We start from the raw sequence: 12,777 nt of genomic DNA, 5'->3' as shown, positions 1-12,777 counted from the left end.
GGGATTTTAAAATCCCAAAAGCCTTTCGACCCCAATTATTTGACTGCTACCCCTTGACAGGTCAAGACAGTATCTACAGGTAATTGCGAATGGTGCAAGATGTGAGTTAAAACTGACTGAAGAACAACATTCTTAAAAATCTGTAGGGGCGGGTTCACCAATAGCTTAAAGAGATACCCAAAGACTCAAAAACCCGCCCCCACCCCGCGATAAATTCCTTTATTTATATTGGTGTAACATCTCAGTTTTAACCGACTGAAGATTAACCTTCTGATTTTTTTTATAGCAGATTAATGAGTGATTCAACCAAACAAAACAAAATTTTAGCATTCTATCTCGGTCAGCAGCCTGATTCACAAGGCCGGGCGATCGAGGATATTTGGTCGTGGGATTACCAGAAGCTGGAATCCGTGCACAATTACATTCAATGGCTGTTTCCGCTGAGAGAAAAGAGTCGCTTTAATTCCAGTGCTCCAACTTTAAATGATGAGGTGATTCAAGCTTTTAGAACAAGTGAAGAGTTGAGAAGTCGCTTATTCAAATCTCTAAAAGTCATGCTGGCGTTTTACGGGTTGGAATGCCGCGAAGGGGAAAACGCAGAAATTGTAATTGCCAAATCTGCAGAATATTTGTCAAGAAAAAGACAGTGGATAGAAAAATTTAATCACAACTATTTGCGGCTGACTAGGATTCTCACAAGTTTAACAGAGTTGGGATTAAAAAAATATGCTTTGGCTCTTTTCAAATGTTTAGATGATATCTATAATGAAGACCAAAAAAGTATTGGTTTAGAAACTTATACTTATTGGAAAAATGCTGTAAATCGTTAGAACTCACATCTTGCATTATTGTTAAGAACGGGCTCTTCGGCCCGTTCCACAATAAAATTGAGTTTTGTGGAACAGGTCTCTTGCCTGTTAGGGGCGGGCTAGAAGCCCAACCTTTACTCCCCACAAGAAAATTTATTTAATTTTTGTGGAACAGGCCGGAAAGCCTGTTACTGACATTGGTGCATTTTTACACCCCAAGCGGATTCATGCTCAAAATAAAATTTTAAATGATTTGAACCTTTTTCGCGATCGCCCTGTCTAAACACTTCAGATAACGAACTGGTGGGGGAGACTTCACAGGTGTTAGCTGTGTCAGCCAATGTTTTAATCGATGACTGTTCCGACTCGGACTTAGTTGCTCAATGTTTAAAGGGCGATCGCACTTGCTTTCGCTACCTTTACCAACGCTACCAACACAAAGTCAGGTCAACCCTTTACCAACTATGCGGCCCCTCGCTTCTTGACGATTTAGCACAAGAAGTATTCCTGCGAGTCTGGAAAGGATTGCCCAAACTGAAGCACCAGGAAAACTTTTCTACTTGGCTTTATCGAATCACTTGGAATGTGGCTTCCGACCAAAGACAAGCATTTGCTAAACAGCATTCTTTTGACTCCCAACTCAAAAATCAAGAAACAATGGATCGGGTTATTCTCAAAGATAACACATCGGACTTGATGCAGTTGCACTATCAAGATTTAGTGCAGCGCGGACTGGAGCAATTGAGCTTTGAACACCGCAGCGTTTTGGTGCTGCACGACTTAGAAGACATCCCGCAAAAAGAAGTAGCCCAAATTTTGGGACTGCCTGCGGGAACTGTCAAATCTCGCGTGTTTTATGCCCGAAATGCTGTGCGGCAATTTTTGCAAAAAGAAGGTGTCATCGAGCTATGAATAACCCAAGCAGCGACCAAGAGTTAGTTAATTTCTTGAAGCAACATCGCGCCAATATTCCTGAATCTGCACCAGATTTAGAGCAAAAAATTCTAGCAGCAATAGAAACTAATCAGGCGAGCCTTCTTAATGAAAAACACCGGGAAAAAAGGCGAGGAACTACGTCACCTAAGTCTCATGACAGGTTAAAAATATCATCTGTTTCTAAGTGGGGTGTGTCGTCTGCGATTGCTGCTAGCCTGCTACTTTTTTGGTCTGGCTACCGTCCGTTTGAGACTGCACAATTACCAGATGAGGAAACAGCTAAGTTAGAAGCATTTTTAGTGACTAACTGGGAGGGTGTACTCCATGACTCTCCTCAAGAAAATATGACCGATCGCCCGCCAACAGACTGGTTGAATTTCCCTGTTTCCTCGGAAAGCGAACCGCCAACAAATAAGTAATATCAAAGAGGTAATTTTCATGTCAATTCGTCGTATTTCTGCCCTAGCCGTTTTAATGCTGACTCTCGGCAGCACAGCCGCAGCAATAGCAGTTCCTAATCCTTTAGAACCGGAAACAATTGCCCAAAATCAGCGTCCAAATCGACCCGCTGGCATGGAAGGTGGGATGTTCGAGAAACTTAATTTAAGCGCAGACCAAAAGCAGAAAATGCAGGCCGTGCGCGATCGCTACAAAGACCAACTTTCCCAGCGAATGCAAGCAGTTCGCCAAGCCCGACAAGAATTGGACACGATGATGTCCGGCACGGCAAATGCCAGCGAAATTCGTGAAAAACACCGTCAAATAATGGGATTGAGACAGCAGTTTGAAGAGGTGCAATTTGAAAATACACTCGCATTGCGAGAAGTGCTCACGCCTGAACAGCGCAGCCAATTCGCTCAACTGATGCAGCAGCGCCGACAAAATGCTAAAAACCGGATGCAAAACCGTCAAAAACCGCAGTAATAGTGCCATTTTGTTCACGGCTTATTAGAGCCCCGACTTCTTTAAGAAGTCGGGGCTGTGGGTGTTATAATTAATATTTGTTGTTAAATATCAATTACTGAATGAATTTAAAAAACCATTCGAGTTACATTTATTTACACGGATTTGCATCAAGTCCCGATTCCCTTAAGGCAAGATATTTCCGAGATTGCTTTTCGTCCCTAGAAATTGACCTAAAAACTCCCGATCTCAATCAAAACGATTTTTCCGGTCTCACCCTCACCCGCCAGTTGCAGCAAATAGAAACAGAATTTTTGCAAACCCCTAATTCGATATCCTCCCCATCGGCAGACAAGGAACAATTAGGGGGAGTTACAATAATTGGGTCTAGTTTTGGGGGGCTGACAGCGGCTTGGTTGGCCCAGCGACAATTGTCAGTAAAACAAATAGTTTTGTTAGCACCGGCTTTTCAATTTATCTCCCACTGGCTGCCGCTGTTGGGACAGCAACAGTTAGAAAAGTGGCAGTCGGAGAAATATTTGCCCGTTTACCACTACGGCGAACAAGGTTATCTGCCGCTGAATTATCAGTTTTTGGCAGATATGGCTCAATACCCTGAAGAAAAATTAATGCGGTCAGTCCCTACGTTAATCCTTCACGGCCAGCATGATACAATAATACCGATTCAAGCTAGCAGAGATTTTGCCGCTAACCGTCCCTGGGTGCAATTAATCGAATTAGAAGACGATCATTCTTTGGGAAATGTCCTAGCGGAAATTTGGGAAGCGATTCAAAAGTTTTGCCAATTCAAAAATTAAAATTTGACCAACTTGCAAGTCTTAACAATCAAATGACTCAACAAGATCGATCGACTCGCACCTTAGCCGTTGACATTGGCGGAAGTGGCATCAAAGTTATGGTTTTGGACAATGAAGGCGAGCCCCAAACGGAACGCAGCCGTTTAGAAACGCCTCAACCACCAAAACCAGAACCCGTATTAGAGGCGATCGCCTCTTTAGCAAGCGGACAAGGGGAATTTGACCGAGTATCCGTCGGTTTTCCCGGCGTCGTGCGTCTAGGCGTCATCAAAACCGCAGTGAATTTAGATCCGTCTTGGATAGATTTTGACCTAGAAACTACCCTTAAAGATCGCTTGGGGAAACCTGTGCGAGTGGCTAACGATGCCGATATTCAAGGATTGGGAGCAATGGCTGGGACGGGGGTAGAATTAGTAATTACCCTGGGCACCGGTTTCGGTTCTGCCTTATTTGTCGATGGTATATTGGTGCCAAATCTAGAATTAGGGCATCACCCGTTTCGCAAAGGGGAAACTTATGAACAGCAATTAGGGCGATCGGCATTAGATACAGTCGGTTCCAAAAGATGGAATCGCCGTTTGGAAAAAGCGCTCACCTATCTGCAAAATCTCTTTAACTGCGATCGCATTTACATCGGCGGCGGCAATACTAAAAAGATAGTTTTTGAGTTACCGCCGCAGGTTAAAATAGTACCAAATGTGAGCGGTTTATTGGGCGGCATTGCTTTGTGGCGGGATTGAATAAACAAACTTTGTGGCCAAAATACCCAAATATATCAAAGAAACCGGATTTGTTACTCGGATTAAAGGCAATAATCCAGTCTTTCGGTAAAAAACCCGGTTTCTGAATCCACGACGGTTGATTTGGTTTTTTGGCTTGTGGGATGGCAGTTTAAAAAATTATTCGCCCATCGGATCGCGGTAGCGTTTGGGTTCATCCTTGCGAAAGAGATTCGCCAAACCGAGGATGCCCAACAAACCCAAAGCACCCCAATGATTATTGTCGCGCTTGCTTTCTTGAAAGGGAGTGGTGTCTAGAATAACTCGATTAGAATCAGTATTGTTCTGTGCCGGAGCTGAGTCCGTTTGAGCCCAGGCCGGCGCTGAAGGGAGAATCGCCACACTCAAAGCTATGAGGGTAGCGGCGACATTTTTAGATATATCGGAAGTCTTGAGTTTCATACTTGGTTTCCACCTATTAGCAGTTACTTTCTAAGAATAATCACTTGGCCGCAGCCGACGCATCAATCGATCGACAGAAACTCAATTCCTTCTCTCCTCTTGCTTTCGAGATAGAACAAGCTCTATGCTAAGTTCAGATGCTTCTAAGCAGATAATCTAAAATAAAAAGTCGTAAATTATACCATGCTTCCCTTTATCCGAAAAGAGTTAGCCGAACTTACCGCATACACTCCCCATCCGGGCGGCACATCAGGAGAACCAGCGCACTCGGAAAGTGCGATCGATCGCCTCGATACCAACGAATGCCCCTACGACTTGCCAGAAGAATTAAAAAAAAAGCTAGCTTGGACTTACCAGCAGTTAATTGAGACAAATCGCTATCCCGACGGAGGGCACGCAGCGCTCAAAGAGGCGCTCGCCCAATACGTCAATGAATCCCTAAATGTCCCCCCCCTTAACAAGGGGGGGCTAGGGGGGGTTACAGTGCCAAAAACCGCCATTACAGCCGACAATATTTCTGTGGGCAACGGTTCCGACGAACTAATTAGATCCATCTTAATAGCTACTTGCTTAGGCGGTACAGGCTCTATTTTCGTTGCGAATCCCACCTTTTCGATGTATGGAATAATCGCCCAAACCCTCGGCATTCCCGTTGTCAGTGCTCAGCGAAAAGAGGAGACTTTTGAAATCGATATCGAGGCGGCTAAAAGGGCGATAGCCCAAAATCAAAATCCCCCCGTGCGCGCCGTCTTTGTCGTTCACCCCAATTCGCCCACAGCCAATGCTTTGACACCAGATGAAATAGAATGGTTGTCAACTTTACCCGAAGAGATATTAGTAGTAATTGACGAAGCTTATTTTGAATTCAGCCAAAATACTTTAGCAGACCAATTGCACCATCACCCGAATTGGATAATTTTGCGGACATTTTCCAAAGCATTTCGACTAGCATCAATGAGAGTCGGATATGCGATCGCCCATCCCGAACTCACAGCCGCCTTAGAAAAAATCCGCCTCCCCTACAACCTTCCCAGTTTCTCGCAAACGGCCGCCGAGTTAGCCTTAGCGCAGCGCCAGTTATTGCTAGCAACTATTCCCGAAACTCTATCAGAAAGAGCCAAATTAATTGCAGCGCTAACTCAGCATCAAAAATTGCAAGTTTGGCCGAGTGCGGCTAACTTCGTTTACCTGCGGGTGAAAGCCGCTGAGGGCGAATCTGCTGAACAGGAACACAAACAAATCATGCAGCAGCTAAAAGAGCGGGGTACTTTAATTAGGCATACTGGAGGAGGTTTGCGAATTACGGTGGGTAGCCCGGAGGAAAATCAGCGAACAGTCGATCGAATCGCAGCGATTTTGAATTGACAAAACTCCTTAAAAATGGTGTCGAATCAGCGAAATTAATCAAATTACATAGAGTGTTGGGTTTCGTGCCTCAACCCAACCTACACTATTAAGTAAGCTGGCATTCTGTAGGTTGGGTTGAGCGATAGCAAAACCCAACACCCAATTTATTAATAATGTTGGGTTTCATTCCTCAACTCCACGGCTTATACAGAATGTTGGGTTTCGTGCCTCAACCCAACCTACATTATAAAAATGAGTGCTTAGCCCATGCAGTATCGTCGTCTAAAAAGTCCCGGAGCTACCTACTTTTTTACTATTGTTACCTATCAGCGCCAACGCTTATTTTCTGACCCCGAAATGGTAGAGTTGCTTCGCGCTGCATTACGCAATGTTATAGCTAGATTTCCCTTTACAATTGATGCTATTGTTGTTTTACCCGACCATCTCCATTGTATTTGGACGCTGCCCGCTCAAGATGCTAATTTTTCAAGTCGCTGGCGATTGATCAAGAATTATTTCAGTCGTAATTGTCCTGAGCAATATAAACAAAATCGTTCAGTGTCTCGTTTGAAAAAAGGTGAGCAAGCTATCTGGCAGAGGCGGTTTTGGGAGCATCAAATTAGAGATGAAGTGGATTTTGCCAATCATGTGGATTACATTCATTATAATCCGGTCAAGCATGGATTAGTTGCCGCACCACGGGATTGGGAATATTCCAGTTTTCATCGCTATGTGCAGGATGGTTCTTATTCAAGGGATTGGGGCGCGAATGTTCTGATTGAATGGGACAATGAAGTTGGTCAGGAATAATGAATATTAATTTGGCAACAAATCTTGCGTAGGTTGGGTTGGAACGATAATGGAAACCCAACATCAACATCGGTTGTGTTGGGTTTCGTTCCTCAACCCAACCTACGGCTAAAATGATGTAATAACATTTTTAATTATCAATTTGTCGCGCCGCCCGAATGGTTTGGGGAAATACGCCTACTAAAAGTGCCAAAGCTTCATCGGGAATTTGTGCCACCGTTTCCGAATCCAAATATTGTTCAAACTGAGTTAAAACCATTTGTGCGCGTTCCAAAGCTGTAGGCTTTGCCGTTAACTGTTCCATTAACCGCACCCACTGCCGCCGAATTCCCAAAGCTTTCTGTATTTCTTGGGGAGAGTGAGGGCAAACCAAACAAAAATCGCCCACGGGAATCGCCTGCACAGAGTCAACATCAAAAGCGCCCCCAACGGCAGCCCCAGGCCCGGCAAACTCCGCGTGGAAACGTTTAATCAAAATTAGGCCGTTCCGGCGACGGCTATCTACCATCAACAGCTTACCGCTGTTGATTTCTGCGAGAATGTCAGAGGAGTGGGGGTGTTCTGTCAAATCTGTGCCAAGGTTTCGATTTCGCAAGTCCGGGTCAGCAGAAAAGCCGAGGCGGACAATATAATTAGAGGTAAGATTAGAGCTGGTTGAAGTATCAATTTTTTTCTCCTCCCGCTGCTGATCGAGATTATTCATTTAAAGTCATAAATTAATACTGTCACAAGGTGGTCGTTTGAGTGCGATCGAATATCAAATGCAGGTAGAACAAGCAGTAGACACCCTGAAAGCGGATCTCCCGACGCTTTTTGAAAAAGACATCTCCTACGACATCTACACAAAAGATGTTTATTTTCAAGACCCTGTTAACAAATTTAAAGGAAAAATTAACTATCGCATTATCTTTTGGACTCTGCGATTTCACGGGCAGCTATTCTTTAACGAGATTTTCTTCGACCTGCACGACGTAGGTCAGACAGCCCATGATAGTATTGTGGCAAATTGGACTGTTCGCGGCACACTGCGGGTTCCCTGGAAAGCTCGGATTTTTTTTAACGGCTACTCTACTTATAAACTGGACAAAGACGGCTTAATTTACGAACATATCGACACCTGGGACAGAGAACCCGGAGAGATTTTCAAGCAGTTTTTCCGCAAGGGGGAGGAGGGAAGCCAAGTATAAGCCAAAAAGGTCGATCGCGCCGAGCCATCCGGGTCGGCAACCGAATTAACTTATAATGGCTAAAATAATCATCATCCCTCCGATTCATTTTTTGCTATTTGTAAATTGCTAAAATGATTGTCGCCGTTGATGGATTTTCTGCTATTTGCACTCCTGAAAAATCTCATGGCTGATATTGTCCAGACTGCCACCAATGCAGACTCTTTCAAAACACCCGTGACTGTTATTGAAGCGGCTGGTTTGTTAGATTTATTGCAAACACCGGCACCTTATACCAGCATTGCTTGCAGCATAATCAAACTTGCGGCATCTCTAGATTTAGTAGGGTGATTATGGGCGCACCTTACATTTTAAACTAGAGAACTTACGCAAGTGTCACAATTAGTAAGGTGGGTCAGATCCCAAACCCTCGATCATCTGTCCATCAATCGGTCTGACGCACCCTACAAGTCGATTGGATCGTGACACTTGCGTAATTGCTGAACTAATTATCAGAACCTAAAATCAATGCCGATCGCGCCGGCAGCATCAATTCTAAAAGGCGAGTTTCCCCGTCACCTTTCCAAACAAACTCGCCTTTACCGAACAGCAATTTATCGTGAGGAGATTTCAAACTAGCTGGCTCAAAGCTAATATTAGCTTCTTCGGTCGCGACATTGACAGCAACAACTATTTCCTCATCCCCCAAAATTCTGGCAAAAACGTAAACCGTTCCCTCAGCAAACAGAACTTGGTACGAACCAGTGCGGAGGGCAGCGTATTTGTGACGCAAAGCTATCAACTGCTTGTGATAATCTAAAACATCAAGTTCCCAGCGAGCTTGTAAGGGAAAACTGCGGCGAGAATCGGGATCGAGAGCACCGGGCAAACCAACTTCATCGCCGTAGTAAATGCTAGGAGCTCCCGGAAAAGTTAACAGCAGCAAAGTTGCGAGTTCGACACTAGCTTTATCGCCTCCTGCAATTGTTAACAACCTCGCAGTATCGTGACTGGCCAACAAATTAAGTTGAGTTAGCTGTATGGGCCACGGGTACATTTCCAAAACCTGCTGAATTTTGTCGCCGTACTCTTTAGCAAAAAGCGGCGGATAGGGATGGTAAGCACGGCCTTCAATTTGAGTTAAATCAACCCTGTCCCCCGCTGCAAAAGCAATAGTCGGTGCAGCAAAAAGATAATTCATCACCCCGTCAAATTGAGTACCGTCGAGCCATTCTGTCGCATCTTCCCAAACTTCGCCCACAATGTAAGCTTCGGGATTAACTGCTTTAACTCGGTCTCGAAATTCCTGCCAAAATCCCGGGGTTTTAATTTCAAAAGGAACGTCCAGCCGCCAGCCATCGACGCCGAATTTAATCCAATATTCGGCGATTTCCATGATGTATTCTCGCACTTCTGGATTCTCGTGATTGAATACAGGAAGGGCTCGATTCCCATCCCAACCGGCATAATTAGCAGGAAAATTGCCGTCGTAGGCAGATAACGGCCAGCCTTCAATTTTAAACCAATCGAGCCAAGGAGAACCGGGGCCGTTTTCGAGGATGTCGTGGAAGAAGAAAAAGCCGCGGCTGGCGTGGTTGAATACGCCGTCGAGGACGATTTTGATGTTGCGATCGTGAGCTGCGTCTAGAAGCTCTTTAAAAGCTGGATTGCCACCCAACATCGGATCGACTTGATAGTAGTCGTGGGTGTGGTAGCGGTGATTGCTGGCCGACTGAAATATGGGGGTGAAGTAAATTGCGTTAATGCCTAAGTCTTGCAAGTAGTCTAGCTGTTCCATCACGCCCCACAAGTCCCCCCCTTTGTAGCCTTGCAGGGTGGGGATTGCGTGCCATTCTTCCCACATGAAGTTTTGCAGCATGCGTTTGCGGGGCTGTTTGCTTTTGGCGAAGCGATCGGGGAATATTTGGTAGAATACGGCGTTTTTAACCCAGTCCGGCGTTTGAATTTGCATACACTTTTTCTAGCTTTTACGGCTTAGGCTACAGTAGCAGATGTTTCTAGCGGATCTAACTTTTGGTAGAGAATAGACATTTTATCCCATTTTGTCGATCGACAAATTGTAAAATATTACACAAATTTGCAGTCAATCTAAGATGGAAAACTGACTCTACCTAGAAGAAATTTATCGTCCCGGCGGGCGGCGCTTTCTGACTGGTGTGGAGTCGGACAAACTCAGATAACAGGAGCGCCAGCCAAAAGAACCCGATCAAATTCCAGCAGAACCCGATCGCGAGGAAGGGCCTATAAACAGCGTCAGCGCCCGTGGTGGTGCGATCGACCGGCCTTGAAAAAGAACAATAGCGCCATGAGCCTCGATCGAGAAATTGTGAAAACCGGGAATTTACCCAAAAAACTTGTTATTAACAGCCAAAACCCCGAACCTTATTCTTTCCTTAAACTGCCTTTATTTATTGAAGGGTGTTTTAACTCACAACTCCCAACTTTTTTAAATATCCATTATTGATTGAGGGGTATTTTAACTCACCACTCAAAACCCCTAACTCCAGCCCCGCACACAATCCAACTCTTCTAAACCGGGTTTTATAACTCTTATTGAGGGTTTGAAGAAGTATTGGGATTAAACAACCCGGTTTGTGGGTAAGCGACTCAACTCCTAACTCAAAACTCAAAACTTCCTTGCTCCCCCCCCTTGTCAAGAAGCCCTCACCATCCGACACTGTACTTGGAGAGTTAATCGACCCTAGGGAGAAAGTTCCTTGAAAAAAGTTTTAGCCATCATCCTCGGTGGCGGTGTAGGCACCCGCCTTTACCCCCTAACCAAATTGCGAGCCAAACCCGCAGTTCCCCTCGCAGGCAAATATCGCCTCATCGATATTCCTCTCAGCAACTGCATCAACTCGGAAATAGTCAAAATCTACGTCCTCACGCAATTCAACTCGGCATCCCTGAATCGTCACATCGCTCGCACCTACCAGTTTTCCGGCTTCACCGAGGGATTTGCCGAGGTGCTCGCCGCCCAGCAAACTCAGGAAAACCCCAACTGGTTTCAAGGGACAGCCGACGCAGTTCGCCAATATCTCTGGCTGCTAGAAGAGTGGGACGTTGACGAATACTTGATTCTTTCGGGCGATCACCTCTATCGCATGGACTACCAGAAGTTTGTGCAGAGACACCGCGAAACCAACGCCGATATCACCCTCTCGGTGTTGCCAATGGACGAGAAGCGGGCCTCGGATTTTGGTTTGATGAAAATCGACGACAGCGGCCGCATTGTTTCTTTCAGCGAAAAGCCAAAAGGCGATGCGCTCAAACAAATGCAGGTGGATACTACTAAACTGGGACTGACAGCGCAGCAGGCTCAGGAAAGTCCTTACATTGCTTCGATGGGGATTTACGTCTTCAAAAAAGAAGTTCTGATTAAACTTCTGAAAGAATCTCCCAACCAAACTGATTTTGGTAAAGAGATTATTCCGAATAATGCAAAAGACCACAACGTTCAAGCTTATTTGTTTGACGATTATTGGGAAGATATCGGAACCATTGAGGCTTTTTACGATGCTAACTTGGCTCTGACCAAACAGCCTCAGCCGCCTTTCAGTTTCTACGATGAAAATGCGCCGATTTATACTCGCCCGCGTTTCTTGCCGCCGACTAAGCTTTTAGATACTCACGTGACTGAATCGATTATTGCTGAAGGCTGCATTCTCAAACAGTGCCGGATCGACCATTCTGTGTTGGGAGTTCGATCGCGCATTGAAGCTGGATGTACAATTCAAGACACCCTGGTAATGGGTGCTGACTTCTACGAACCCGACGCCGAACGGCATTCGAGTTTGGACAACGGCGGCGTCGCCCTCGGTATCGGTGCAGATACTACAATTCGCCGCGCGATTGTGGATAAAAATGCCCGCATCGGCCGCAATGTTCAAATAATTAATAAAGACGGAGTGGAAGAAGCCAACCGTGAAAACCAAGGTTTTTACATCCGCAGCGGCATTATCGTAGTCCTGAAAAATGCCACGATTCCTGATGGAACTATCATTTAGTTATTAGTCATTAGTCATTAGTCGTCAGTCATTAGTTTTTTAAGTTAAAATCTGTTACCTGCTTTTCAAGTGACTGATGATAAATAAGTAAATTAGTGACAGATCACCAATGACCGATGACTGATGACTGATGACGAAATTCATTCTTTTTTTTGTTGATTATTAATTCCCACCGCTGATGCGAGTTTGTCGAAATACTTGGCTTTATTCCAATGCTCGCGCATTATTAATAAGCGACAGTATCTGTTACTGTCTGCCGCGATACAGATATGTCCGATCGCCTGCGTCTAGCGAATAGCTTCTGATTCTTGTATTTGCGCTGGTAGCACGACTGACAAATGCGCTGCCCGTTTCTGAGTACCACAGCACTCTCGGAACTATCTTTCCAATCGTCGCAGCAGCCACAAGGCCAACTTAGCAAATAATTCATAATGTTAGCACCCTAGTAGCGTTAAAAGCTTATCGCTATACTATTCTATCTTAATGTTTTATAAAAATGTGTGATTTAGCTAACAGACAGCAAAGAAATTATGTTATATTAGTTGGATTTAAATCTATTCAGAGGTTGTAAAAATAAAATTTTATAGGACGGATCTGGGGTGAATAAAAAATATCTAGGAATTTTGTGGAAGAACGGCGCAATTTAGGGTATTATATAGTCACAATTTAGAAACCAGATTTGACCGAACTTGCTGATGAAAACCTGCTAAGGAATGAGAATTAAATAACTTTCACTCTTGAAAGTGGGATGGGCGTCCCGCCCGTCCAAAAAGGACGGG

The 12,777-nt window shown here is 44.8% G+C and carries 15 protein-coding genes; 11 read left to right on the top strand and 4 right to left on the bottom strand.

The genetic code is table 11. The features are described from left to right. Window positions 1-293 precede the first annotated feature (293 nt). The 6 genes from QT987_RS28680 (at window position 294) to QT987_RS28655 (ending at window position 4,206) form a co-directional block, all read left to right on the top strand. Window positions 294-830: an opioid growth factor receptor-related protein gene (locus tag QT987_RS28680; RefSeq protein ID WP_333246807.1), complete on the top strand. Its 537-nt coding sequence runs from the start codon at window positions 294-296 to the stop codon at window positions 828-830. Window positions 831-1,130: 300 nt separating this feature from the next. After that, window positions 1,131-1,721, top strand: a complete 591-nt coding sequence (locus QT987_RS28675; protein ID WP_333246811.1) for a sigma-70 family RNA polymerase sigma factor — start codon at window positions 1,131-1,133, stop codon at window positions 1,719-1,721. Then, window positions 1,718-2,164, top strand: a complete 447-nt coding sequence (locus tag QT987_RS28670; RefSeq protein ID WP_333246805.1) for a hypothetical protein — start codon at window positions 1,718-1,720, stop codon at window positions 2,162-2,164. The genes QT987_RS28675 and QT987_RS28670 overlap by 4 nt, the downstream gene beginning before the upstream one ends. Before the next feature lie 19 nt (window positions 2,165-2,183). After that, entirely contained in the window at window positions 2,184-2,669 is a 486-nt protein-coding gene (locus QT987_RS28665; RefSeq protein WP_333246803.1) for a Spy/CpxP family protein refolding chaperone, read from the top strand. A 101-nt stretch (window positions 2,670-2,770) separates the two neighbouring features. Next, window positions 2,771-3,466 (top strand): YqiA/YcfP family alpha/beta fold hydrolase, encoded by a 696-nt coding sequence (locus QT987_RS28660; RefSeq protein WP_333246802.1) that lies wholly within the window; start codon window positions 2,771-2,773, stop codon window positions 3,464-3,466. A gap of 32 nt (window positions 3,467-3,498) precedes the next feature. Continuing rightward, window positions 3,499-4,206, top strand: a complete 708-nt coding sequence (locus QT987_RS28655; protein WP_333246800.1) for an ROK family protein — start codon at window positions 3,499-3,501, stop codon at window positions 4,204-4,206. A gap of 159 nt (window positions 4,207-4,365) precedes the next feature. Here QT987_RS28655 and QT987_RS28650 read toward each other — a convergent pair whose 3' ends face one another. Continuing rightward, complete coding sequence (locus tag QT987_RS28650) at window positions 4,366-4,647, bottom strand: WGxxGxxG family protein (protein WP_333246798.1); 282 nt, start codon at window positions 4,645-4,647, stop codon at window positions 4,366-4,368. A gap of 183 nt (window positions 4,648-4,830) precedes the next feature. On the opposite strand from QT987_RS28650, the gene QT987_RS28645 reads away from it, so the two are divergent. Next, window positions 4,831-6,012: a histidinol-phosphate transaminase gene (locus QT987_RS28645; protein WP_333246796.1), complete on the top strand. Its 1,182-nt coding sequence runs from the start codon at window positions 4,831-4,833 to the stop codon at window positions 6,010-6,012. A gap of 249 nt (window positions 6,013-6,261) precedes the next feature. Continuing rightward, window positions 6,262-6,804: an REP-associated tyrosine transposase gene (locus QT987_RS28640; RefSeq protein ID WP_333246794.1), complete on the top strand. Its 543-nt coding sequence runs from the start codon at window positions 6,262-6,264 to the stop codon at window positions 6,802-6,804. A 130-nt stretch (window positions 6,805-6,934) separates the two neighbouring features. On the opposite strand, the gene QT987_RS28635 is transcribed toward QT987_RS28640, so the two are convergent. Further along, window positions 6,935-7,507 carry a hypothetical protein gene (locus tag QT987_RS28635; RefSeq protein ID WP_333246792.1) on the bottom strand — a complete coding sequence of 191 codons (573 nt, stop codon included), beginning with the start codon at window positions 7,505-7,507 and terminating at the stop codon, window positions 6,935-6,937. 58 nt (window positions 7,508-7,565) lie between these two features. Here QT987_RS28635 and QT987_RS28630 point away from each other — a divergent pair, with 58 nt between their 5' ends. Further along, a complete protein-coding gene (locus QT987_RS28630) occupies window positions 7,566-7,991 on the top strand; it encodes a DUF2358 domain-containing protein (protein WP_333246809.1) in 426 nt (141 codons plus the stop codon). Between the two features lie 165 nt (window positions 7,992-8,156). Beyond that, complete coding sequence (locus tag QT987_RS28625; protein ID WP_333057750.1) at window positions 8,157-8,321, top strand: hypothetical protein; 165 nt, start codon at window positions 8,157-8,159, stop codon at window positions 8,319-8,321. Window positions 8,322-8,475: 154 nt separating this feature from the next. Here QT987_RS28625 and QT987_RS28620 read toward each other — a convergent pair whose 3' ends face one another. Next, window positions 8,476-9,942, bottom strand: a complete 1,467-nt coding sequence (locus QT987_RS28620) for a glycoside hydrolase family 13 protein (protein ID WP_333246790.1) — start codon at window positions 9,940-9,942, stop codon at window positions 8,476-8,478. 766 nt (window positions 9,943-10,708) lie between these two features. On the opposite strand from QT987_RS28620, the gene QT987_RS28615 reads away from it, so the two are divergent. Next, window positions 10,709-11,998 carry a glucose-1-phosphate adenylyltransferase gene (locus QT987_RS28615; protein WP_333246788.1) on the top strand — a complete coding sequence of 430 codons (1,290 nt, stop codon included), beginning with the start codon at window positions 10,709-10,711 and terminating at the stop codon, window positions 11,996-11,998. A gap of 226 nt (window positions 11,999-12,224) precedes the next feature. Here QT987_RS28615 and QT987_RS28610 read toward each other — a convergent pair whose 3' ends face one another. Beyond that, window positions 12,225-12,428, bottom strand: a complete 204-nt coding sequence (locus tag QT987_RS28610; protein WP_333246786.1) for a hypothetical protein — start codon at window positions 12,426-12,428, stop codon at window positions 12,225-12,227. Between the last annotated feature and the right edge of the window lie 349 nt (window positions 12,429-12,777).

The sequence above is a fragment of the Microcoleus sp. SVA1B4 genome (assembly GCF_036700545.1).
GTDB lineage: Bacteria > Cyanobacteriota > Cyanobacteriia > Cyanobacteriales > Microcoleaceae > Microcoleus.
The sequence above is the reverse complement of the archived record's forward strand: the minus strand, read 5'-3'. Positions and strand labels throughout refer to the sequence as shown.

Coding starts and splice junctions, on each gene's coding strand:
- QT987_RS28680 (WP_333246807.1), top strand. CDS start 294: ATGAGTGATTCAACCAAACAAAACAAAATTTTAGCATTCTATCTCGGT.
- QT987_RS28670 (WP_333246805.1), top strand. CDS start 1,718: ATGAATAACCCAAGCAGCGACCAAGAGTTAGTTAATTTCTTGAAGCAA.
- QT987_RS28665 (WP_333246803.1), top strand. CDS start 2,184: ATGTCAATTCGTCGTATTTCTGCCCTAGCCGTTTTAATGCTGACTCTC.
- QT987_RS28660 (WP_333246802.1), top strand. CDS start 2,771: ATGAATTTAAAAAACCATTCGAGTTACATTTATTTACACGGATTTGCA.
- QT987_RS28655 (WP_333246800.1), top strand. CDS start 3,499: ATGACTCAACAAGATCGATCGACTCGCACCTTAGCCGTTGACATTGGC.
- QT987_RS28650 (WP_333246798.1), bottom strand. CDS start 4,647: ATGAAACTCAAGACTTCCGATATATCTAAAAATGTCGCCGCTACCCTC.
- QT987_RS28645 (WP_333246796.1), top strand. CDS start 4,831: ATGCTTCCCTTTATCCGAAAAGAGTTAGCCGAACTTACCGCATACACT.
- QT987_RS28640 (WP_333246794.1), top strand. CDS start 6,262: ATGCAGTATCGTCGTCTAAAAAGTCCCGGAGCTACCTACTTTTTTACT.
- QT987_RS28635 (WP_333246792.1), bottom strand. CDS start 7,507: ATGAATAATCTCGATCAGCAGCGGGAGGAGAAAAAAATTGATACTTCA.
- QT987_RS28630 (WP_333246809.1), top strand. CDS start 7,566: ATGCAGGTAGAACAAGCAGTAGACACCCTGAAAGCGGATCTCCCGACG.
- QT987_RS28625 (WP_333057750.1), top strand. CDS start 8,157: ATGGCTGATATTGTCCAGACTGCCACCAATGCAGACTCTTTCAAAACA.
- QT987_RS28620 (WP_333246790.1), bottom strand. CDS start 9,942: ATGCAAATTCAAACGCCGGACTGGGTTAAAAACGCCGTATTCTACCAA.
- QT987_RS28610 (WP_333246786.1), bottom strand. CDS start 12,428: ATGAATTATTTGCTAAGTTGGCCTTGTGGCTGCTGCGACGATTGGAAA.